21 protein-coding genes are annotated in these 20,787 nt (G+C 66.8%); 11 read left to right on the forward strand and 10 right to left on the reverse strand.

Annotated features, from left to right (window positions below):
- Positions 1–168: 168 nt before the first annotated feature.
- The 4 genes from AC6LJW_RS22400 to AC6LJW_RS22415 are packed head-to-tail and all read left to right on the forward strand — an operon-like array spanning position 169 to position 4,314.
- Complete coding sequence (locus tag AC6LJW_RS22400) at positions 169–1,155, forward strand: 2-keto-3-deoxygluconate permease (protein WP_056563377.1); 987 nt, start codon at positions 169–171, stop codon at positions 1,153–1,155.
- On the forward strand, positions 1,152–2,369 hold the full coding sequence (gene dtnK / locus AC6LJW_RS22405; RefSeq protein ID WP_498088276.1) for a D-threonate kinase: 1,218 nt from the start codon (positions 1,152–1,154) through the stop codon (positions 2,367–2,369). Before AC6LJW_RS22400 ends, dtnK begins: the two co-directional genes overlap by 4 nt.
- Positions 2,366–3,418: a 4-hydroxythreonine-4-phosphate dehydrogenase PdxA gene (gene pdxA / locus AC6LJW_RS22410; RefSeq protein WP_056563382.1), complete on the forward strand. Its 1,053-nt coding sequence runs from the start codon at positions 2,366–2,368 to the stop codon at positions 3,416–3,418. The genes dtnK and pdxA overlap by 4 nt, the downstream gene beginning before the upstream one ends.
- A 5-nt stretch (positions 3,419–3,423) precedes the next feature.
- Positions 3,424–4,314, forward strand: coding sequence for a GntR family transcriptional regulator (locus AC6LJW_RS22415; protein ID WP_056563385.1), 891 nt, complete (start codon positions 3,424–3,426; stop codon positions 4,312–4,314).
- Between the two features lie 63 nt (positions 4,315–4,377).
- Here AC6LJW_RS22415 and AC6LJW_RS22420 read toward each other — a convergent pair whose 3' ends face one another.
- The 7 genes from AC6LJW_RS22420 to AC6LJW_RS22450 form a co-directional block, all read right to left on the reverse strand.
- Positions 4,378–5,775 (reverse strand): 3-carboxy-cis,cis-muconate cycloisomerase, encoded by a 1,398-nt coding sequence (locus tag AC6LJW_RS22420; RefSeq protein ID WP_498088277.1) that lies wholly within the window; start codon positions 5,773–5,775, stop codon positions 4,378–4,380.
- Between the two features lie 25 nt (positions 5,776–5,800).
- The gene (gene pcaG / locus AC6LJW_RS22425; RefSeq protein WP_498088278.1) at positions 5,801–6,370 is read right to left on the reverse strand and encodes a protocatechuate 3,4-dioxygenase subunit alpha; all 570 of its coding nucleotides are present in this window, start codon (positions 6,368–6,370) and stop codon (positions 5,801–5,803) included.
- Positions 6,371–6,373: 3 nt separating this feature from the next.
- On the reverse strand, positions 6,374–7,075 hold the full coding sequence (gene pcaH / locus AC6LJW_RS22430; protein ID WP_427985241.1) for a protocatechuate 3,4-dioxygenase subunit beta: 702 nt from the start codon (positions 7,073–7,075) through the stop codon (positions 6,374–6,376).
- Between the two features lie 66 nt (positions 7,076–7,141).
- On the reverse strand, positions 7,142–8,422 hold the full coding sequence (locus AC6LJW_RS22435) for a TRAP transporter large permease subunit (protein ID WP_056563400.1): 1,281 nt from the start codon (positions 8,420–8,422) through the stop codon (positions 7,142–7,144).
- The gene (locus AC6LJW_RS22440) at positions 8,419–8,985 is read right to left on the reverse strand and encodes a TRAP transporter small permease (RefSeq protein WP_498088286.1); all 567 of its coding nucleotides are present in this window, start codon (positions 8,983–8,985) and stop codon (positions 8,419–8,421) included. The genes AC6LJW_RS22435 and AC6LJW_RS22440 overlap by 4 nt, the downstream gene beginning before the upstream one ends.
- Positions 8,986–9,034: 49 nt before the next feature.
- Positions 9,035–9,478: a type II 3-dehydroquinate dehydratase gene (locus AC6LJW_RS22445; RefSeq protein WP_056563405.1), complete on the reverse strand. Its 444-nt coding sequence runs from the start codon at positions 9,476–9,478 to the stop codon at positions 9,035–9,037.
- Positions 9,479–9,498: 20 nt separating this feature from the next.
- On the reverse strand, positions 9,499–10,506 hold the full coding sequence (locus AC6LJW_RS22450; protein WP_498088279.1) for a TRAP transporter substrate-binding protein: 1,008 nt from the start codon (positions 10,504–10,506) through the stop codon (positions 9,499–9,501).
- A 127-nt stretch (positions 10,507–10,633) separates the two neighbouring features.
- Here AC6LJW_RS22450 and AC6LJW_RS22455 point away from each other — a divergent pair, with 127 nt between their 5' ends.
- Entirely contained in the window at positions 10,634–11,461 is an 828-nt protein-coding gene (locus AC6LJW_RS22455) for an IclR family transcriptional regulator (RefSeq protein ID WP_056563410.1), read from the forward strand.
- On the opposite strand, the gene AC6LJW_RS22460 is transcribed toward AC6LJW_RS22455, so the two are convergent.
- A complete protein-coding gene (locus AC6LJW_RS22460) occupies positions 11,458–12,291 on the reverse strand; it encodes an IclR family transcriptional regulator (RefSeq protein WP_056563413.1) in 834 nt (277 codons plus the stop codon). The two genes, AC6LJW_RS22455 and AC6LJW_RS22460, sit on opposite strands and share 4 nt — an antisense overlap.
- Positions 12,292–12,464: 173 nt before the next feature.
- Here AC6LJW_RS22460 and AC6LJW_RS22465 point away from each other — a divergent pair, with 173 nt between their 5' ends.
- A complete protein-coding gene (locus AC6LJW_RS22465) occupies positions 12,465–13,496 on the forward strand; it encodes a TRAP transporter substrate-binding protein (protein WP_498088280.1) in 1,032 nt (343 codons plus the stop codon).
- 2 nt (positions 13,497–13,498) lie between these two features.
- A complete protein-coding gene (locus tag AC6LJW_RS22470; protein WP_498088281.1) occupies positions 13,499–14,182 on the forward strand; it encodes a hypothetical protein in 684 nt (227 codons plus the stop codon).
- A gap of 49 nt (positions 14,183–14,231) precedes the next feature.
- On the opposite strand, the gene gudD is transcribed toward AC6LJW_RS22470, so the two are convergent.
- Positions 14,232–15,578: a glucarate dehydratase gene (gene gudD / locus AC6LJW_RS22475; protein WP_498088282.1), complete on the reverse strand. Its 1,347-nt coding sequence runs from the start codon at positions 15,576–15,578 to the stop codon at positions 14,232–14,234.
- 46 nt (positions 15,579–15,624) lie between these two features.
- Positions 15,625–16,596: a Bug family tripartite tricarboxylate transporter substrate binding protein gene (locus tag AC6LJW_RS22480; protein ID WP_056563426.1), complete on the reverse strand. Its 972-nt coding sequence runs from the start codon at positions 16,594–16,596 to the stop codon at positions 15,625–15,627.
- Between the two features lie 218 nt (positions 16,597–16,814).
- Between AC6LJW_RS22480 and AC6LJW_RS22485 the strand changes: the two genes are divergently transcribed.
- The 4 genes from AC6LJW_RS22485 (at position 16,815) to AC6LJW_RS22500 (ending at position 20,714) form a co-directional block, all read left to right on the forward strand.
- Positions 16,815–17,840, forward strand: coding sequence for a LacI family DNA-binding transcriptional regulator (locus AC6LJW_RS22485; RefSeq protein ID WP_427985232.1), 1,026 nt, complete (start codon positions 16,815–16,817; stop codon positions 17,838–17,840).
- Between the two features lie 197 nt (positions 17,841–18,037).
- Positions 18,038–18,685, forward strand: coding sequence for a DedA family protein (locus tag AC6LJW_RS22490; protein ID WP_498088283.1), 648 nt, complete (start codon positions 18,038–18,040; stop codon positions 18,683–18,685).
- 33 nt (positions 18,686–18,718) lie between these two features.
- A complete protein-coding gene (locus AC6LJW_RS22495) occupies positions 18,719–19,720 on the forward strand; it encodes a bestrophin family protein (RefSeq protein WP_427985227.1) in 1,002 nt (333 codons plus the stop codon).
- A gap of 115 nt (positions 19,721–19,835) precedes the next feature.
- Entirely contained in the window at positions 19,836–20,714 is an 879-nt protein-coding gene (locus AC6LJW_RS22500; RefSeq protein ID WP_498088284.1) for an RNA polymerase sigma-70 factor, read from the forward strand.
- Positions 20,715–20,787 lie beyond the last annotated feature (73 nt).

Below are 20,787 nucleotides of genomic sequence, written 5' to 3' on the forward strand. Positions count from 1 at the left end.
GACGGGAATTGGGGTCAACCTGTACGTACATGCTGTACGTACAGGTGTACACTACGATTTTTTCACCCGTCCGACAGACGCGCGCATGAACGTCTGCAACCCAGAAAAATCGTCCTGGAGACCTCGATAGTGTCGACCGCAACTACCCGCTCGCCCTTTTTTGGCACGATGCAGAAAATCCCTGGTGGATTGATGCTGGTGCCGCTGATCCTGGGTTCCCTGATCGGCACCTTCGCCCCCGATGCGCTCGCCATCGGCGGCTTCACCACGGCCCTTTTCAAGAACAGCGCGCTGCCGCTGATCGCGCTGCTGATCTTCGCGACCGGCACGCACGTCAACGCCCGCACCGGCGGCCCGATCCTGGCCACGGCCGGCACCATCCTGCTGATGAAGACGATCGTGCCCGCCACGCTCATCATCATCCTGGGCAGCTACGTCGGCCTGGACGGCCTGTGGGGCGTGTCGATCCTGGCAATGCTTGCCGCGTTCGACAACAGCAACGGCGGCCTGTGGCTGGCCTACACCGGTCAATACGGCGATGCGCGTGACCGCGGCGCCTACGTGGCCAGCGCGGTCAACGACGGCCCCTTCTTCAGCCTGCTGTTCCTGGGCGCGTCGGGTCTGGCCGACATCCCGATGATCGCCCTGGTGGCGGCGCTGGTGCCGTTCCTGCTGGGCGTGGTCGTGGGCAACCTGGACCCCAAGTGGCGCGACGTGCTCAAGCCCGTGCCGAACATCGTCATCCCGTTCTTCGCCTTTGCGCTGGGCACCGGCATCGACCTGGGCGCCGTGGTCGGCGGCGGCATCAGCGGCCTGATCCTGGGCCTCATCATCAGCCCGATCACGGGCGGCCTGGTCTACCTGGGCTACCGCATGATCCTGCGCCGCGGCGGCAAGAGCGGCCTGGGCTTCGCAGCCGGCACCACCGCCGGCAACGCCATCGCCACGCCCGCCGTGGTGGCTGCGGCCGACCCCAACTTCCAGCAATACGTCTCGACCGCCACCGCGCAAGTCGCCGCGTGCGTGCTGATCAGTTCCATTCTGGCTCCGGTGCTGGCATCCTGGTTCCTCAAGCGCGCCGGTGAACTGAAGTCCGAGGACCCCGACGCCACCGTCGCACCGCCCCTGACCGAAGCCCGCGGAGAGGCCTTGTGAAACCCACCATCGCCATCGTCGCCGACGATCTGACCGGTTCCGGCGACACCGCCGTGCAATTCGTGCGCGCCGGCTGGTGCACGCACCTGTCGATCGGCGGCGCGGACGAGGCCCTGTCCGGGCCCGCCCACGACGGCGTCGAGGTGCTGGCCGTCACGACCAACAGCCGGGCGCTCAGCGCGGCCGATGCGGCCGAGGTCATCCGCGGCAACGTGCGCCAGTTGCGCGACGCCGGCGTGACGCGCCTGTACAAGAAGGTGGATTCGACGCTGCGCGGCGCCTTCAAGGCCGAGATCGACGCGGCGCGCGGCGCCTGGCGTGATGACGCGATCGCCGTGGTCTGCCCTGCCTTTCCGGCGACGGGCCGCACCGTCGAGCAAGGCATTTTGTATGTGAACGGCAAGCCGGTCACCGAGACCTCGGCGGCGACCGATCCGGTCACCCCCGTAACCGAAAGCCATATTCCCACCCTGCTCGGCTGCGCCCACGTGGCGCCGCTGGCTGAAGACACGCCCGAAACGCTTGCCGCGCGCATCGCGCAGGCGGGCGGCGACGTGGTGGTGGACGCGGCCACCGATGCCGACCTGGAACGGCTGGCGCGCGCCGTCGGTCTGCTGGGTGAACGCGCCCTGCCCGTGGGCGCGGGCGGCCTGGCCGTGCCGCTGGCCCGCGTGTGGGCCGGCGCCGACCAGACCGCGCCCGTGGTGGTCGTGGTGACGTCGCAGCACAGCGCCGCGCGCGGCCAGGCCGCCGCGCTGCAGGCCGCGGGCGCCGACACCTGGAGCCCGTCGCTCGAGCAACTGGCCGACGACGCGCAGTGGCAGGCCTGGAGCCAGCCGCTCCTGCAGTCGCACGCTCAGGCCCCACTGGAAGCCGGCACCATTCTGCTGCTGGCCCCCGAAGGCCAACGCGCCGGCCTGGACTCCGATACGGTCGCCGACCGGCTCGGCAGCCTTGCCGCGCAATTGATTGCCGCCTCGCGCGCGGCGGGTGTCGTCGCCACGGGCGGCGACGGCGCGCGCAGCGTGCTGGTGGCCTTGCAGGCCAACGGCATCGCGCTGGTGGACGAAGTAATGGGCGGCGTGCCTTTGGGCACGCTGACCGGAGGCACGGCCGCTGGCCTGCCCGTGGTGACCAAGGCCGGCGGCTTTGGCACCGAAGACGTACTGGTTCGCGCCGTGCGCGCGATCCGCGACAGGAGATTCAAGCGATGACACAAACCCCTCCCGCAAAGCTGCCCCTCTTGGCTGTGACCTTGGGCGACGTAGCGGGCATCGGGCCGGAAATCACGGCCAAGATGCTCATGGGCCACGACGAACTGCGCCAAAAGGCGCGCCTCTTCGTGGTCGGCGACGTGGACGTCATGGCCAATGCGGTGCGCGGCCTGGGCGGTGACCCCGCCATCGTGCGCAAGCTGGACCGCGCGGCCGACGCCACCAACACGCCGGGCACGATCGAAGTGCTGCAAGCCGGCCCGTCGCTCGCGCACGTGAAGCTGGGCGAGATCAGCGCGGACGCTGGCGACGGCTCCGTGCGCTTTGTCACCACGGCCTGCGCCCTGGCGCGCGCCGGCGAGATCGACGGCATCGTCACCGCCCCGCTGAACAAGGCCGCGATGCACGCCGCAGGCCACAAGTGGCCCGGCCACACCGAATTGCTCGCCCATGAGTTCGGCGTCAAGACCTTCTCGCTGGTGCTGTCGGCCGGCGACCTCTACATCTTCCATGCCACGACGCACGTCTCGCTGCGCCAGGCCATCGAAGACGTGAACCCTGCACGCATGCGCGCCGTCCTGCGCCTGGCCGGTTCGTTCGCCACCGCCCTGGGCCGCGGCGACGAACCCGTCGCCGTCGCCGGCCTGAACCCGCATGCCGGCGAGAACGGCATCTTCGGCAGCGAAGACGCCGACATCCTGGCGCCGGCGGTGGCCGAAGCGAATGCCGCCGGCATCCTGGCCGCCGGTCCCATCCCGGCCGACGCGCTGTTCCCGCAGGCGGTGCGCGGCAAGTGGAAGTTCGTGATCGCCTGTTACCACGACCAGGGCCACGCGCCCTTCAAGTCCGTGTACGGCGACGACGGCGTCAACATCACGGTTGGCCTGCCCGTCGTGCGCGTGTCCGTGGACCACGGCACTGCCTTCGACATCGCCGGCAAGGGCATCGCGCGCGAAGACAGCCTGATCCTGGCCGCCGAGCGCGCCGCGCATCTGGCCCCGGGCTGGACGCATGTATGGGAAACTGCGCGGGCACAAACCGGAGGTTGATTCCCATGGCGCCCGCCACGCACGACGCATTGCCCGATCTTGACCGCGCGGGAGACATCCCGCTGCACGCCCAGGTGGCGTCGCGGTTGCGCGGATACATCCGCACGAACAAGCTCGCGGCGGGCGCCGTGCTGCCGAGCGAAGCCGCGCTGTGCGACCGCTTCGGCGTGGCCCGCAGCGTGGTGCGCCAGGCCCTCGCGGCGCTTGCGGCGGAAGGCCTCATTCAACGCGAGACCGGCCGCCCCGCCACCGTGGCCGCGCCGCAGGAACACCGCCGCCTCGTGCAGCGGTCCACCGGTCTATACGAGCAGTTCGCCCAGTCGGGCGTTGCGCTGCGCACGCGCGTGCTGGCGCTGGGCCCGGGCGAGCCGCCCGCCGAGGTCGCCGAGTTCTTCGGCACCACCCGCCTACTGATGCTGGAACGCCTGCGCCACGTGGCCGAAGCGCCGCTGGCCTACGTGCGCACCTGGCTGCCCGCCGACGCGGTGCCGGGCCTGCGCGCCGAACATCTTGCCGACGCGTCCCTGCACGGCGTGCTGACGCGTCAATTCGGCCTGCGCCCCGGCGCCGGCCGCAACCAGATCCGCGCAGTCGCGGCGAACAGCGAGCTTGCCGCCCTGCTGGACACGCAGGCCGGCACGCCGCTATTGATGCTGCAGGGCCAGGGCATGGACCAGCACGGCAAGCCGCTGGAATGGTTCACCACTTGGCATCGCGCCGAACAACTGGTGTTCGACGTGGACGTCAGCATGGGGCATGAAAGCGTGCAGCCCCGGCTGCATGAAACCGCGCCCGAGCCGCAGGCGCCAGTCAACGCACAGGACCCGCTGGCGCGCGCGCAAGCGCTGGTGGCGGAGCTGTCGGCGGAACTGGCGCGGTTGCGCGGGCAGTCCTGAACCACCGCGCGATTCGCGCGGGTCGGCTTTCAGCGTTCTGAGGCGCTGCAAGGCGCAGGCACTTTATACCGACGTCGCTCCATCCCCGCCCTCCCTCCACGCCGCCAGCACCCTGTCGCAGATTGCCGGCGCCTCGCCAACATAGTTCGCCGGATCGCCCAGACGATCCAGGTCATCGCCGCTAAGCAGTCCGCGCGTCGCGGCATCGCTTTCCAACGCCTCGCGCAGTGCATCCCTGAGTGAACGCTTGTTCGCGACGGCATCGCGCGACGCGCGCTCCACCAGCGCATGCGCGGGCAGGCGGCCCAGCCGGGCGCCAAGCGCCAGCATGTAGGCCTCGCTCAGGATGAGGCCGTCGGTCAGCGCCAGATTCTTTGCCATGCGGTCTGGATACACCTCCAGCCCATCCAGCATGCAGCCCAAATGGCGCAACGCGCCGCCGGTCAGCGCAGCAATCTGGGGCAGCACATCCCACTCGGCCTGCCAGCCGCCCAACGCGCGTTCATGTTCCTGGATCATGCCCGACAGCATCGTCGACACCAGCGGCGGCACTCGGATCGCGGCGGTCAGGATGGCCGCGCAAGCCACGGGATTGCGCTTGTGCGGCATGGTGCTCGATCCGCCGCGCCCCGGGCCGGACGGCTCGCTCACTTCGCCGATCTCGGATTGCGCCATCAGCGACACGTCCCGCGCAATCTTGCCCATCGTGGCGGTCAGCACACCCAGCGACGCGGCCAGGCTGGCAAGCCGGTCGCGATGCGTGTGCCAGGGCATCGCCGGCACGCCCAGACCCAGCTCGGCGCCCACCGCCCGCGCCACATCGGCCCCCGCAGGCCCCAGACTGGCCAGCGTGCCCACGGCGCCGCCGAATTGCAGCAGTGCGATCTGCGAGGCGTCCTGCCGCACGCGCAGCCGGCTGCGTTCCAAGGCCTCGAGCCAGCCGGCCGTCTTGGCGCCGAACGTCGTGGGCAGCGCATGCTGCAACCACGTGCGTCCCACCATGATGGTGTCCCGATGCGCGCCGGTCAGCCGCGCGCACGCCAGCGTGGCGCGCTGCAGGCTCGCGTCCAGCCTGGCGGCCACCTGCCCTATCTGCAGGACGAGCGCGGTATCCAGAACGTCCTGGCTGGTCGCGCCCCAATGCACGTAGCGGGCGGCTTCTGCATCCACGCGCGCGACGGCCGCGGTCAACTGCTTGACGAACGGAATCGCAATGTTGCCCGCGACCACCGCGGCCGTCGCGATGGCATCCGTGTCCAGCATGCCGCTGATTCCGCCGCCCCGGCAGACCTCGTCAATGACCGTCGCGGCGCCAGGGGGAATGACGCCGCATTGCGCCTGCGCGCGCGCCAGGGCCGCCTCCACGGCAAGCATCTGGCTGATGGCCGCCGGGCCCGAAAGCATCGTCAGGATCGCTTCATCCGAATAGATGGATTCGGTCAGCCCGGAAACGTTGTTCATCGTGTGGATCTCGTCGCGCGCCGGGTCAGATATCGAAGAACACGGTTTCCTGCGGTCCCTGCAGGATGATGTTCCAGCGCAGAACGCCCGCTTCCGCCGCTTGCGCCACCAGCGTGCCGCGCCGGCCGGCGGGCACCTTGGCCAGAACCCAGTCCGCCTGGTTGGCGCCAGCCTCATCCGGAAAATACATCCGCGTCGACAGATGCTTGAGCAGGCCGCGCATGAAGACGGACACCACCAGATGCGGCGCCTGCAGCTGTCCGTCCGGCCCGGGCACACGGCCCGGCTTGATGGTGGTGAAGCGGAAGCCGCCGTCCGGCTGCGTGGCCACACGGCCAAAGCCGCCAAAGCCCGCAGTGCCCTCGGTATGCCGGGGATCGTCTGGATGCCCATACACGCCGCGTGCATCGGCCTGCCATATCTCGACCATGCCGTCCGGCACGGGATTGCCCTCGCCATCGATCACGCGTCCCTCGATGACGACGGCCTGCGCACCCAGGTCTGCGCATCCTTCCGTCAGATCGTCACGGTTCAACCCGGACAGCCCGATGTGCAGATAGGGACCGACAGTCTGTGAACTGGTGGGATAGAGCATGCGTTACTCCATGGGCGTGGCGTTGCGGCCGCGCAGGACGATGTCGAAGCGATAGCCCAGCGCGTACTCGGGGACCGTGGTCTCCCAGTCCAGCGCGGCAACCAGCCGGTTGCGCGCCTTGGCGTCGGGTACGCACTGGAAGATGGGGTCGAACTCCAGCAGCGGATCGCCGGGGAAATACATTTGGGTGACCAGGCGCGTGGCATAGGCCCGGCCAAACAGCGAAAAGTGAATATGCTGGGGACGCCACCCGTTGTAATGGTTGCCCCACGGATACGCGCCCGGCCGGATCGTCTTGAACTGGTAGCGCCCCTGCGCGTCCGTGACAGTTCGCCCCTCGCCGCTGAAGTTGGGATCCAGCGGCGCATCGTGCTGATCGCGCTTGTGCAGGTAACGGCCCGCGGCATTGGCCTGCCAGATCTCGATCAGCGCGTCCGGCACCGGCCGGCCGTTCTCGTCCAGCACCCGGCCGGAAACGATGATGCGCTCGCCGATGGCCTCAGCGGTGGACACGCGGGTCAGGTCGTTATCGCCCTGCCTGACGAACGCCGCACCAAACATCGGCCCCGTGACCTCCGAGAGCGTCTGCGGCACGGCGATCAGCGGTTCGTTCGGCGAGCGCAAACGGGTGGACCCATACGGATCGAAACGGTAGCCCGGCTGGGTGTCCCAGAAGGGGCGCCGGTATTGAGCAAGATCGGACATTGCGAATAATCTCCAATGAATCAGGCTTTACGGTGCGCGGGCGCCGCGCGGGAGGCGCATGGGCGCCTACCCGCCAAACCAGCGCGCGGGAATGATCACCAGGGCCGGAAAGGCCACCATCAGGAACATGACAAGAAACTCGGCAGCCATGAACGGCAGAACGCCGCGCGTCACGTCGTCCATCTTCATCTTCCCGACGCCGGCCACCACATTGAGCACAGTGCCCACCGGCGGCGTGACCAGGCCGATCGAGTTGTTGATGATGAACAGCACGCCGAAATACACCGGATCGATGCCCGCGGCGCGCACCACCGGCATCAGCACGGGCGTCAGGATCAGGATGGTCGGCGTCATGTCCATGGCGGTGCCAACCACCATCACCAGCACCATGATCGCGGCCATCAGCAGGATCTTGTTGCCCATGAACGGCTGCAGCATGTCCACCACCTTGGATGGCAGGTCGGCCACGGTGATCAACCATGCGCTGACCATGGCGGCGGCGATCAGGAACATGACGATGGCGCTGGTCTTGGCTGCCGACACGAACACCGCATAGAGCTGGTTGAGCTTGAGCTCGCGGTAGACCAGCGTCGACACCAGCAACGCGTAGGTCGCGGCGACCACCGCGGCTTCGGTCGGCGTGAAGACACCCATCCGCAACCCCACCAGGATGATCACCGGCAGCATGAGCGCCCAGATCGCCTTGCGGAACGCGGTGGCGATTTCTTGCGGGGACTTGCGCGGCGGCGGCACGATCTTCTCGCGCCTGACCAGCCACGCCCACGTCAACCACAACGCGCCCCCGATCATGAGACCGGGCGCAATCGCCGCCATGAACAGCTTGGAAATGGACACGTTGGCCGCCACGCCGAAGATGACCAGACCAATGCTGGGCGGAATGACAGGACCGATCACGCCGGTAGCCGCAATCAGGCCGCCGGCGGTCTGCTTCTTGTGTCCGGCGCTGACCATCATGGGCAGCAGCAACGCAGTCAGCGCGGCGGCGTCCGCCACGGCCGATCCTGACAGGGCCGACAGCAGGCAGCCCGCCATGATGGTGACGTAGCCAAGCCCGCCCTTCACGTGGCCGACCAGCGCAAGCGCCAGGTCGACGATGCGGCGGGACAGCCCGCCCACGTTCATGATTTCGCCCGCCAGCATGAAGAACGGCACGGCCAGCAGCGGAAAGCTGTCCGCCCCGCCTATGACGTTCTGCGCCAGGATCTGCGCGTCGAAGATGTCCAGATGCCACATGAGCGCCACGCCGCTGGCCAGCAGCGCAAAGGCAATGGGCACGCCCAGCGCCATGACGCCCAGCAGCGATCCGATGAACACGGCGATGGTCATGCGCTTCTCCCTGGCGCGCCGTTGCCGGCATCCTCGAGAATCTGCTTGAGCTGCACCGCCTCTTCGGATTCCTGGACCATGATCAGGTCCTGATCCTGCAGCTTGCCGGAAAGCACGCGGTACAGGTCCATGGCGATGATCAGGCCCGCCATGACGGAGAACACCAGCCCGGATGCGTAGACGATGGCCATCGGCAAGCCGCTCACGGGCGCGCTGACATCGGCATTGATCACCGCCTGGTCCCAGCTGCCCTTGAACATGAGGCTCACGATGTACAGCATCAGAAGCTGCCCCACGACCAGGCAGATCTTCTTACCGGCCGTTGGCAGCTTGGCCACCACCATGTCCATGCCCAGGTGGCCGCGCTCTTTCAGGGCAATGACCGCCCCCAGAAAGGTCAGCCAGATGAACATCCAGCGCGACAGCTCTTCCGACAGCGTGATGCCGGAGTTGAAGCCGTAGCGCGCGACGACATTGCCGAAGACCAGCACCACCATCGCCGCCAGCAGCAGGGCGATGGCGAACTCAAGCACGCGGCAGACGGCGCCGATGAAGCTGTCTATGACGACCATGGCCAGCCTCCTTGCGGCTTCGGATGCACGTGCGCCCGCCTCATGCCTTGGCGTCCTGCAAAAGGCCAACCAGGCCGCGCAAGGCCGTCAGATAGGACTGGGGCCCCAGCCCCTGCACCGTGCCGCGAACCGCGGGCGAAATGATCGAATGCGCGCGCCAGGTCTCGCGCGCGGCGATGTTCGACATGTGCACTTCCAGCGTGGGAAACGGCATGGCCTTGATGGCATCGTGCAACGGCACGCCGTGCTGCGTCAGCCCGGCCGGATTCACCAATGCCCCCTGCGCCGAGTCGATGTTCTCGTGCAGGAAGTCGATCAACGCGCCCTCATGGTTCGATTGCAGCGTCGACAACTGGACGCCCAATTCCGCGGCCAGCGCGGCCAGGCGGTCGTTGATCTCTGCAAGCGTCGTGGTGCCGTAGATGTGCGGCTCGCGGCGGCCGAACAGGTTGAGGTTGGGGCCGTGCAATACAAGGATCTTCATGATGGGGATGCCGGTGCGGTTTACTTGCGGATGCGGGCGAGTTCGTCGTTGTAGAGCTTGACGATCGCCGGGTCGTAGCTGCTGGTGAAGTGCTCGATCACCGGCTTGACGACCTGCTGCATGCGGGCCTTTTCGCCTGGTTCGATCGTGTTGAACTGGATGCCCTTGGCCTGCAATTCCGTCACGGCCTTCTGGGCGGCGGCCCGGCTGACCTTGCGCTGGTAGCCGCGCGCTTCAATAGCAGCCTCTTGCAGGATCTTCTGCTCGGCGGGCGACAGCTTGTCCCAGAACTTCTTGCTGACCAGCACGATGTTTGCCGCGTAGACGTGGTTGGTCGCGCTGACGAACTTCTGCACTTCGTAGAACTTGTTGGACAGGATCACCGAATAGGGATTTTCCTGGCCGTCGACCGCCCGCGACTCCAGCGCACCGTACAGCTCTGCAAAGGGCATCGGCACGGGATTGGCCTTGAACGCCTTGAACGTGTCGAGGAAAACGGGGTTGGGAATCACGCGGATCTTCAGGCCCGCCAGGTCCTCCGGCTTGCCGATCGCATGCTTGGAGTTCGTTACGTTGCGAAAGCCCAGATCCCAGAATCCCAGCGCGACCAGGCCTTTTTCGGGCAGCTTGGCGATCAGCGCCTGGCCCAGCGGGCCGTCCAGCAGCGCGTCCGCCTGGCCGAAGTCGGTGACGGAGAACGGCAGATCGATCAGCCCGAACTCCTTGACGATGCCCGCCAGCGACGTGGAAGCCGGCGCGGACATCTCCTGCACGCCGCCCTGCAGCCCGGACTGCTGCTGCATTTCATTGCCGAGCTGCGAGGCGGGAAACTCCTTCACCTTCAGCTTTCCGCCGCTCTTGGCCGCCACCAGTTCCGTGAACTTCTGCACCCCGGCGCTGACGGGGTGATCCGTGTTGTTCAGATGGCCAAAGCGTATCGTGCGCTCCTGGATGTCCTGCGCGGCGGCCGTCATGGCGCTTGCGCACAAGGCCGCCGTCAATGCAATGCGGAAAAGGCTGGTCTTCATCGTTGTCTCCGGTGTTATTTGGAATTTTTTCGATGTCTGGCAAGACTCGGTAGTGGAATGTAATTCCGAGTGGAATAGTTTTCCACCTAGGGTTATCATCCATCACCCCACTACTTGTTGAGATGACATGGCCGGAGTCCTCGAACGCGCGCTCGCCGTCATGGAGTACCTGTCCTCCAGACCCGAAGGCGTGCCCCTCGCTTCACTTGCCCAGCAACTGGAGATTCCGCAGAGCGCCGCGCACCGTCTGCTGACAGACCTTTGCCGCTGCGGCTATGTGCGCCAGATCCGGGATCACGGCGACTACGCGCTGACGGCCCGGGTCGCTTCGATCGGGTTGAGCTACCTGGCGGCAACCGGCATCGTCGACATCGCCCAGCCGCTGGTGGACCGCTTGGCGGACATATCCGGCGAACTGGTGCGGCTGGCCATCGTGGATAACGAAGAGCGGCTGACCTGGGTTGCGAAGGCGCAGGGCGCGCGCCACGGTCTGCGCTACGACCCCGAGATGGGATCCGAAGCCAGGCTGTCCTGCAGCGCCTCCGGTCACGCGTGGATGCTGACCATGGCCGACGAACGCGCGCTGGACCTGGTCTCACGCCAGGGCTTCGGCTCGCCGGAGGAATACGGTCCCAATGCCCCCACCACCATCGCCGCGCTGACGAAGATGCTTCAGGCCGGCCGCAAGCGCGGCTACGCGATGATCAACGAAGTGTTCGCGCCGGGCATGACCGCCATGGCCGCGCCCGTGCAGCGCAAGGGCGAAGCGGCCATCGGCGTGTTGAGTATCGCCGGCCCGGCGATGCGTCTGACCGAAGCGCGGATGGAGACGCTGGGTCCCGACCTGCTGGCGGCCGCGCAGGAACTGGCGCTGGCCAGCCTGGCATCACCGATGTTCAGGACGCGCTTTCCGATGCAGGGCCGCAATTCTGGAGACGATGCGTCTTCGGATTAATCCGCAGGCGGATCTTCACCCCGCGCAGGGCCATTTCCCCAGGTGCCTATGCGCGCCGAGCGCAACAGCGGCGAAGCGTCCCCGGCCTGCGCCAGTTCGCTTGCCGCGCGCAGCAGCGCCGGCCCGAATTTCTCCATGGCTTTAACGGTCAAGCGTTGCGACGGACCTGCAACCACCAGGATGCCGGTGCTTTGATGCCCGGGACGCCGGATGGGCGCCGCCATCGCGCTCATGCCGGCCGCGTAAACGTCTTGCAGAATGCTGTAGCCGCGGCGCCGATGCGCGTCCAGGCTGGCCAGCAACGCCCGTATCGACGTGGGCGCGTTCGGCCCGAAATCCCGCGGTTTTCCCAACCCTTGTTCGGTGACGTACGCGATGGCCTGGTCCTCGGGCAACGTCATCAGCCACGCGTGGCCCGCCGCACTGCAAGAAAGACGCAGGTCGATGCCCATGTCCGGGTCGTACAGCAGCCCTGATTTCGCGCCTTGCGCCTTGGCCACCAGCGTCAAGCGCTTGCCGTCGACGATGGCCAGGCGCACCAGCTCACCGGTTGCCGCGGCAAAACGGTCGATGACCGGCTGGGCGATGTCGATCACGCCGGACCGGCTCAGGAAACTCAAGCCCATCGACGCAAGCTTGGTCGTCAGCGCATATTCCCCGCGCACGGATGTCTGGCGCACGTAGCCGAACTTCATCAGCTCGTGCAGGGTCCGGTGACATCCGCTGCGCAATTGGTGCAGGTCGTCCGCGATGTCGGCCAGGTTTGCCCCGTCCGGATGCGCAGCCAGGTATTCAAGCAATGCCAGTGTCTTTTCGATTGCCCCGCTCATCGCGCTCTCCGGGTGACCGTCCATGAAAATCGTTCAATTTTTGAATTCGATCAAATTTTGAACGGCATTCAAAATTATGCCCTATGCTCGCAGCCGGGTATTCACACGATGACCCGCCGCCGAAGCTGCATCAACCGGACCTTTGCCAACGACAACCGAAGAAGGTGCTTGTGATGAATTCAAAGAAAACGTGCTTGCGCATCGCCGTGAATGCGGCAGCGACCGTCCTGGCCTGCCTTGCCGTGGCGGGAACCGCAGCCGCGCAAGACATCAAGGCGCGCACGATGAAGTTCGCGTTCAGCCTGGCCGCGGACCATCCCCTGGGTCAGGGCGCGCAAAAATTTGCCGATCTTGTCGCGGAGAAAAGCGGCGGAAAGATGAAGGTGTCGATCTACGCCAACGCGGTGCTGGGCGGCGATCCCCAGAATCTGTCGGCAGTTCGCGGGGGCACGCTGGACTTCACCTCGATGGCCACGGGACTGCTGGCCGGCATCGACAAGCGTTTCATGGTCTTCGACCTTCCGTTCCTGTTCAACGACGCACGCGAAGCCTATGCGGTGTCGGACGGACCCGTTGCCCAGCGCCTCTTGAACGGCCTGTCCGATCACGGCCTGATTGGCCTGGGCATCTGGGACCTGGGCTTTCGCAACATGACCAACAGCAAACGCCCGATCGCGCAGGCGCAGGATCTGCAAGGCCTGAAGATGCGCGTCATCGCGGCCCCCGTCTACATCGACATGTTCAAGACCCTGGGCGCCAACCCGGTGCCCATGACGTTCGGCGAGGTCTACGGCGCGCTGGAGTCCAAAGCCATCGACGGCCAGGACAACCCGGTGGGAGTGATCCTGTCCGCGAAGTTTGCCGAAGTGCAGAAATACCTGTCGCTCACGCGCCATATCTACACGGGCATGCCGTTCCTGATGAGCCGCAAGACGTGGGACAGCATGTCGGAATCCGAGCGCAAGATCATTCTGGAAGCGGCCGCCGAGGCCAAGGCGGAGGAACGGCGGATCTCGCAAGCCAAGGAAGCGGTGGCCATCGACGATCTGCGCAAGGTCATGCAGGTCAACACCTTGACGCCTGAAGCGGTCGAGCGCCTGCGCGGCGCCGTCAAACCGGTGGTGGACAAATTCGCGGGTGAAATCGGGCCCGACGTCATGCAGCAGGTCACCGCGGAACTTGCCGCTTTGCGGGCCAAGAACTGACCATGGGCATGCTCGGAAAGGCCGCAATCGCAATGTGGTGGGACATTGCGCCGGCTTGGCGCGCGGAGTTCGAAGACTGGCATACCCATGAGCACTTCCCGGAGCGCATGGGCGTTCCCGGATTTCTGCGCGGGACGCGCTGGACCAGCGCGCACGGCGGCGAAGGATTCTTCGTGATGTACGAACTGGACGCCTACGCGACGCTGGTCTCCCCCGGCTACCTCCAGCGCCTCAACGCCCCCACCCCGTGGTCCACGAAGCTCATGCCGCAGCATCGCAACATGATCCGCAGCCAGTGCCGTGTGCTCGAGAGCGTCGGCGGCGGCCTGGCAAGATATGCGTTGACCATCCGCCTGTCACCCCGGCCGGGATCGGAGGACGCGTTGCATGCGTACCTGAAGACGCATGCGGCGAGCGCGGCGGCGCAGCCCGGATTGAGCGGCGCACATCTGATCGTGACGGACACGCCGGCAATGAACGCCACGACGGAACAGAAAATACGCGGCGGGAAGGACCGCGCGGCCGACTGGATCTACATCGTCAACGGTTATGCGATCAACGCGGTGACCGCCTGCGACGGCGACATCCTGAACTCGGCACAGATGCGCGCGCTGACGGGTGATGCCCCGTCCTGGTCAGAAGTCTATTGCCTGTCCCACACGCTGGAGGCAGCGGGGGCAAGGTAGGCCCCTGCCCCGCGCCATGCGCCCTGCGCCGTCACCGGCGCGGGGCCGATCAGCGCACCATGCAAGGCCGCTTGTTGTCGAACTTCCAGCCGGGCACCAGATACTGCATCGCGGTGGCGTCGTCGCGCGCGCCCAGGCCGTGCTGCAGATAGAGCTGGTGGGCGCGTTCGATCGCGTCCATGTCCAGCTCGATGCCCAGGCCGCCGGTCTGCGGCAGCTCGACGTACCCGTTGCGGATCTGCAGCGGGTTGCGGGTCAGGTGCTGGCCGTCCTGCCAGATCCAATGCGTGTCGATCGCGGTGACGCGGCCCGGCGCGGCGGCGCCCACGTGCGTGAACATCGCCAGCGACACGTCGAAGTGGTTGTTGGAGTGCGAGCCCCACGTCAGGCCGAAGGCCTGGCAGGTCTGCGCCACGCGCACCGAACCTTGCATCGTCCAGAAATGCGGATCGGCCAGCGGGATGTCGACCGATTGCAGCGACAGCGCATGCGCCATCTCGCGCCAGTCGGTGGCGACCATGTTGGTGGCGGTGGGCAAGCCGGTGGCGCGGCGGAACTCGGCCATGACTTCGCGGCCGGAAAACACGCCTTCGGCGCCGCACGGGTCTTCCGCATAAGCCATCACGCCATGCAGGTCGCGGCACAGACGCACCGCGTCCTTGAGCAGCCAGCCGCCGTTCGGATCGAGCGTAACGCGCGCCTCGGGAAAGCGCTCGTGCAGGGCGCGGATGGCTTCGACCTCTTCTTCGCCGCGCAGCACGCCGCCCTTGAGCTTGAAGTCCTGGAAGCCGTAGCGGTCGTGGGCCGCTTCGGCCAGGCGGACGATAGCCTCGGGCGTCATGGCCTTTTCGTGCCGCACGCGCAGCCAGCCTTCGGCATCGGGCGCCGTCTGGTACGGCAGCGGCGTTTGCGCGGCGTCGCCCACGTAGAACAGATAGCCCAGCATCTGCACGGACGTGCGCTGCACGCCTTCGCCCAGCAGCGCTGCAACAGGCACGCCCAGGTGCTGGCCCAGCAGGTCCAGCAAGGCCGATTCCACCGCCGTCACGGCATGGATCGCCACGCGCAGGTCAAAGGTCTGGGCGCCGCGTCCCCCGCTGTCCAGCCCGGCGAACGCCTGGCGCATCTGGTTCAGCGTGTGCTGGTAGTTGCCGATGGAGCTGCCCGCGATGAGGGCGCGCGCGTCCTCCAGCGTGTTGCGGATCTTTTCGCCGCCGGGGACTTCGCCCACGCCGGTGTTGCCCGCGCTGTCGGTCAGGATGACCAGGTTGCGCGTGAAGTAAGGCGCGTGGGCGCCGCTCAGGTTGAGCAGCATGGAGTCCTGACCGGCCACCGGCACGACGCGCATGCCGGTGATCGTGGGCGTCTGGGAGGCTTGCGATGCGTGAAGAGTCATGATTGCTTCTTGAAAAAGCCCGGCCGCGACGGCCGGGCGCGTTGCGTCATTGCACGGAGATGCCGCCGGTCTCAATGACCTGCTTCCAGCGGGCGCTTTCCTGCTGCTGGAACTTGGTGAAGGCTTCTGGCGAGTTGGCGACGACCTCCAGGCCGATGTCGGTGAAGGGCTTGCTGATCGCCGGATCCTTCAGGGCGGCGGTCAGGGCGGCGGACAGCTTGTCGCGCACGTCGGCGGGCAGGTTCTTGGGGGCCACGACGGCCTGCCAGGCGTAGACGTCGACGCCCGGCACCGATGCTTCGGCGAACGTGGGCACGTCGGGCAGCACGGGCGAACGCTTGGAACCCGTGACGGCGATGGCCTTGAGCTTACCGGACTTGATGTGCGGCAGCACGGCGTTCACGTTCTGGAACGACATCTCCACCTGGTTGCCCAGCAGATCCGAAATGGCCGGCGCGCCGCCCTTGTAAGGCACATGCAGGCCCTTGGTGCCGGTCTTCTGCCAGAAGAGTTCGGCGGTCAGGTGGTCGGACGATCCCGCGCCCGACGTCGCGAAGCTGATCGCGCCCGGCTTTTCCTTGAGCAGCGCCAGCACGTCCTGCACGCTGTTGACCTTGGAGGCGAGCTGCGGGCTAACCACCAGCACGTTCGGGGTCTGCACGGCCACGGTGAGGTACGTGAAGTCCTTGGCCGGATCGTAGGTGATGCCCTTCATCAGGTGCGGGGCCACCACCAGCGGCGCCAGCGACGTGACCATCAGGGTGTAGCCGTCGGGCGCGGCGCGGGCCACCTGCGAGGCGCCGATGGTGCCGGTGGCGCCAGCCTTGTTTTCGACCACGAAGGATTGCTTGAGCTGTTCGCCCAGCTTGTTGGCTAGTGCGCGCGCCACCGAGTCGGTGGCGCCGCCCGGCGGGAACGGCACGACGACGGTGACGGCCTTATCGGGCCAGGCGTGCGCCACGCTGGCGGCGGCCATCAGGGTCACACCAAGAATCCACTTGCGCGCATTGCTCGTCATTACTGTCTCCGATTTAGGTTCTTTTATGTACGTTAACGTTAACATTTCATTTGTTAACGTTAACATCAATGCGCGGTTAGCATATTTCGGCCCATTCGCCGTCCGCCATCCGGATAAACCCTGAGCACACCCAGCCCGCAAAAGCGGCGTCTGCGGTTAGGCTTGACGCCAGTTTCACGCCACGTTTTTCGTCCCTTTTTCCGATGCACCCGCCCCGAATGCCGCCAGCCGATTCCCCGTCCCGCTCGTCAGAGCGCGCCAACGTCACCGTGCGCGAGGTGGCGCAGGCGGCCGGGGTGTCGATGATCACCGTGTCGCGCGCCATCAATACGCCTCAGCAGGTCTCGCCCGCCACGCTGGACAAGGTCAACGCCGCCATCCAGGCGTTGGGTTACGTGCCAAACCTGATGGCCGGCAGCCTGCGCCTGTCGCGCAGCAATCTGGTGATGGTGCTGGTGCCATCGATCGCCGGGTCCCTGTTTGGCGGCATGCTGACCGCGCTGACGCAGTCGCTGGAGGCCAAGGGTTTCCAGCTCATGGTCGGCCAAAGCGGTTACCACTCGCCGCGCGAAGACGCCCTGCTGCGCGCCATCATCGGCCGCCGTCCCGACGGCATCGTGCTGACGGGGGTGATGCACTCGCCGCAAGGCCGGCAGTTGCTGAAAGCCTCCGGCATCCCCATCGTCGAAACGTGGGACGCCACGGACGCGCCGATCGACATGCTGCTCAGCCTGTCGCACGACGCGATCGGCGCAGCCGTCAGCCACTACCTGCGCGACGCGGGCAAAACGCGGCAGGCGGTGCTGAGCGGCGACGACCACCGCGCCCGGCTGCGCGCCGAAAGCCTGGTTCGCGCGGCCGTCGAATCGGGGCTGCCCGAACCGCTGGTGCACTACATGCCCGCGCCGACGACGCACGCGCAGGGCCGCGAAGGCCTGCGCGCCCTGCAAAGCTCAAACCAAGGCATCGACGCGGTGTTCTGCAGCTCGGACATGATGGCCGCCGGCGTCCTGACGGAAGCCGCCGCGCAAGGGCTGGAGGTGCCGCGGCAACTGGCCGTGATGGGATTTGGCGACATGGAGATCGCCGCGTCGATGTCCCCGGCCATTACGTCCGTGCACGTGGACGGCGCCGCGATCGGCGCGCAGGCTGCCGAGATGATCGGTCTGCGCGCGAACGGCCAGCGTCCCGCGCAATCGGTGGTGGAAATCGGCTTTCGCATCGTGACCCGCGAAAGCGCGTAAGCCTCGCCCGCGTCGTCCCCGCAGCACATTGTTGTCGCCCGGACAACACCGTGCGTCCCTGCGCGGGTCTACCGCGCCGCGGGCGCAATCTCTAGGATCTGTCCTGACCGGCCACGCACCGCGGCGCGGCGATTCCAGGAGATCCCCCATGCGCACGCCCACCATCGCCCGCCACGGCCAGACGCACGGAGCGCCACATGCTGCCGCATGAATGGATCGCGCAATACGGGGTGCTGGCCGTGTTCCTGAACGTGCTCGGCGCATCGCTCGGCCTGCCGCTGCCCGTGATGCCCACGCTTATCGCCGTGGGCGCCAGCCAGGCGGCCACCGCCGGCGCAGCGGGCCACGTCGCCCTGCCGCTGGCCGTGATGCTGGCCGCCGCGGTGCTGGCGGGCGTGCTGGCAGACCTGCTGTGGTTTCGCGGCGGCAGACGCTACGGCCCCCGCACGCTGCACACCGTCTGCAACCTGTCGCTCTCGCGCGACGCGTGCATCAGCCGGACCGAGCGCTTCTTCAACCGCTGGGGCGTGCGCCTCTTGATCGTCGCGCGCTTCATGCCCGGCCTGTCGATGGTGGCTGTGCCGTTGTGCGGCGCCAGCGGCACGCGGTTGCGGTCGTTCGTCTGGCACGACTGCGCGGGCCTGGCGTTGTGGGCCGCGGCGGGGCTGCTGCTGGGCGCGGTGTTTTCCGCGCGCGTGGAAGCGTTGCTGGCGGCGTCGAGCGCGCTGGGCGGGCGCGCGTCTGTCGTTGCCGGCGCGGCGGTGGCGCTTTTCCTGGTCTATCGCTATGCCCGGCGCGCGTGGGGCGCGAAGACGCCGCGCCAAGCCGGTCCGTCTGTTCATTGAACGGACGTTTGAAGGCAATCAAGGATCGACATCATGCACCTCGGAAAATCCTATCGCCTGTGCGAATTCGTCGTCTGGACACGCCGGACCATCTACGGCCTCGCCGCCTTCAGCCTTGTGCCCGTGCTGCTGTATCAGGTGGCCGGCATGAAGTGGCTGACGCTGCCGCTATCGGTGGTGACACTGCTGGGCACCGCGACGACGTTCGTCGTGGGCTTCAAGAATGTGCAGACCTACACGCGCACCGTGGAGGCGCAGAAGATCTGGATGGGCATCGTCAGCGCCAGCCGCGCGTGGGGCGTGCTGTGCGGTCACTACGCCGGTGATGCGGGACGCGACGCCGGACTGGTCGACCGGCATCTGGCGTGGCTGACTGCGCTGCGCTATCAGCTTCGCGCGCCCCGTGTCTGGGAGTCCATGCAGAGCCGGCCGAATGCGGAATACGGCAAGCGCTACGCGATCCCCGAGCGCCGCATGCCGCTTGAAACCGCGCTGGCCCGTTACCTGCCGGCGGCGGAAATCGCGGCCTTGGCTGCGGCCGACAACAAGGCGGTGCAGCTGCTGAATGGGCAAGGCCGCACGGCAAGGCAGTTGCTGGACGAGGGCACGATCACTGCCTCGGAATACGCCGATCTGAACGGGCGCCTGCGCGACCTGCTCGACCTGCAAGGCCAGGCCGAACGCATCAAGGATTTTCCGTATCCCCGCCAGTACGCCATCATCAACACGCTTTTCGTGCGCGCATTCTGCGTGGCCCTGCCCTTTGGCCTGACCGCTCAGTTCGACCAGATCGGCGAGGCTGCCGGCGGCTTCATGCAAGGCCAGATGGCGTGGCTGGCAGCGCCTTTCAGCGTCATCATTGCGTGGATCTACACGTCGCTGGAACAGGTGGGCCAGAGCACCGAAAACCCGTTCGAAGGCAACGCCAACGATGTGCCGATCAGCCAGTTGAGCACGATGGTGGAGCGCGACTTAAAGCAGATGCGCGGCGCCACGGCGCTGCCGCCGCTGTGCACGAATGACATCGTGCTGTAGCCCGCGCAGGACAGGAGGGGAGGCCGGCATGGACGCCCCGCGCGCTTGTCGCAGTCGGGCCCCTGCGGCAAAATACCTGCCTCCTTCCCCCCTCATCCCGGCGCTGGCCCATTCCATGACCGACTCTGTCGCCCTCTTCGACCAGCACCGTTCCCGCCTTTATGCCATCGCCTACCGGATGCTGGGCGCCGTGGCCGAGGCCGAAGACGTGGTGCAGGAGGCCTGGCTACGCTGGCACGGCGCCGACCGCACCGTCATCCAGAACCCGGAAGCGTGGCTTGTGACCGCCACGACGCGGCTGTCCATCGACCACCTGCGCGCCGCGAAGGCCGAGCGCGAACACTACGTGGGCGTCTGGCTGCCGGAGCCCATGCTGATGGCCGCGCCGTCGACGCCGGAACAGATCCACGAGATGGCCGACGACGTGTCGGTGGCGTTTCTTTTCATGCTGGAACGCCTGTCGCCGGATGCCCGCGCCGCTTTTCTGATGCGCGATGTGTTCGACGCGGATTACGAAGACATCGCGCAGACTCTGGACAAGAACCCGGCCGCCATCCGCCAGATGGTGCGGCGTGCACGCCAGCAGCTGCGCCAGGGCGCGCCGCGCGAAGCAGTGCCACGGGCAACGCTGCAGCGTCTGTTGCAGGCGTTTGCCGATGCGATGCAGCGTAGCGACTTCAACGGGCTGCTTGCGTTGCTGAGCGACGACGCAGAACTCATCGGCGACGGCGGCGACAAGGTCACGGCGTTTGCCAGCCTGGTGGGCGGCAAGCGACTGGCGCAGCTGTTTTATGCCGGCAAGCGCCGCTATCGCGATGCGTTGGAGGTCGAGGTGGTGCAGGTGAACGGACAATGGACCTTGCTGCGTTTCATCGACGGCGAGCTGGAATCTGTGCAGTCTTACGAGACCGATGGCGAGCGGTTGACGCGAGTGTTGGTGCAGCGCAATCCGGACAAGCTTGCTCGTATTGCTGCGGATCTCAAGCGATCCTGATTACTGGGGTTCTTTAGACGCCCGGCGCGGCGTGGGCCTGGGGCGGGCGGGGCTCCGATTGCGGTCCGGAGCC

It is taken from the genome of Achromobacter sp. 1012554356, from assembly GCF_059760815.1.

What these genes read in the sequence shown, in the direction of transcription:
- AC6LJW_RS22400 (WP_056563377.1), top strand. Translation starts at nt 169, where the DNA reads ATGCAGAAAATCCCTGGTGGATTGATGCTGGTGCCGCTGATCCTGGGT.
- pdxA (WP_056563382.1), top strand. Translation starts at nt 2,366, where the DNA reads ATGACACAAACCCCTCCCGCAAAGCTGCCCCTCTTGGCTGTGACCTTG.
- AC6LJW_RS22415 (WP_056563385.1), top strand. Translation starts at nt 3,424, where the DNA reads ATGGCGCCCGCCACGCACGACGCATTGCCCGATCTTGACCGCGCGGGA.
- AC6LJW_RS22420 (WP_498088277.1), bottom strand. Translation starts at nt 5,775, where the DNA reads ATGAACAACGTTTCCGGGCTGACCGAATCCATCTATTCGGATGAAGCG.
- pcaG (WP_498088278.1), bottom strand. Translation starts at nt 6,370, where the DNA reads ATGCTCTATCCCACCAGTTCACAGACTGTCGGTCCCTATCTGCACATC.
- pcaH (WP_427985241.1), bottom strand. Translation starts at nt 7,075, where the DNA reads ATGTCCGATCTTGCTCAATACCGGCGCCCCTTCTGGGACACCCAGCCG.
- AC6LJW_RS22435 (WP_056563400.1), bottom strand. Translation starts at nt 8,422, where the DNA reads ATGACCATCGCCGTGTTCATCGGATCGCTGCTGGGCGTCATGGCGCTG.
- AC6LJW_RS22445 (WP_056563405.1), bottom strand. Translation starts at nt 9,478, where the DNA reads ATGAAGATCCTTGTATTGCACGGCCCCAACCTCAACCTGTTCGGCCGC.
- AC6LJW_RS22450 (WP_498088279.1), bottom strand. Translation starts at nt 10,506, where the DNA reads ATGAAGACCAGCCTTTTCCGCATTGCATTGACGGCGGCCTTGTGCGCA.
- AC6LJW_RS22455 (WP_056563410.1), top strand. Translation starts at nt 10,634, where the DNA reads ATGGCCGGAGTCCTCGAACGCGCGCTCGCCGTCATGGAGTACCTGTCC.
- AC6LJW_RS22460 (WP_056563413.1), bottom strand. Translation starts at nt 12,291, where the DNA reads ATGAGCGGGGCAATCGAAAAGACACTGGCATTGCTTGAATACCTGGCT.
- AC6LJW_RS22465 (WP_498088280.1), top strand. Translation starts at nt 12,465, where the DNA reads ATGAATTCAAAGAAAACGTGCTTGCGCATCGCCGTGAATGCGGCAGCG.
- AC6LJW_RS22470 (WP_498088281.1), top strand. Translation starts at nt 13,499, where the DNA reads ATGGGCATGCTCGGAAAGGCCGCAATCGCAATGTGGTGGGACATTGCG.
- gudD (WP_498088282.1), bottom strand. Translation starts at nt 15,578, where the DNA reads ATGACTCTTCACGCATCGCAAGCCTCCCAGACGCCCACGATCACCGGC.
- AC6LJW_RS22480 (WP_056563426.1), bottom strand. Translation starts at nt 16,596, where the DNA reads ATGACGAGCAATGCGCGCAAGTGGATTCTTGGTGTGACCCTGATGGCC.
- AC6LJW_RS22485 (WP_427985232.1), top strand. Translation starts at nt 16,815, where the DNA reads ATGCCGCCAGCCGATTCCCCGTCCCGCTCGTCAGAGCGCGCCAACGTC.
- AC6LJW_RS22490 (WP_498088283.1), top strand. Translation starts at nt 18,038, where the DNA reads ATGCTGCCGCATGAATGGATCGCGCAATACGGGGTGCTGGCCGTGTTC.
- AC6LJW_RS22495 (WP_427985227.1), top strand. Translation starts at nt 18,719, where the DNA reads ATGCACCTCGGAAAATCCTATCGCCTGTGCGAATTCGTCGTCTGGACA.
- AC6LJW_RS22500 (WP_498088284.1), top strand. Translation starts at nt 19,836, where the DNA reads ATGACCGACTCTGTCGCCCTCTTCGACCAGCACCGTTCCCGCCTTTAT.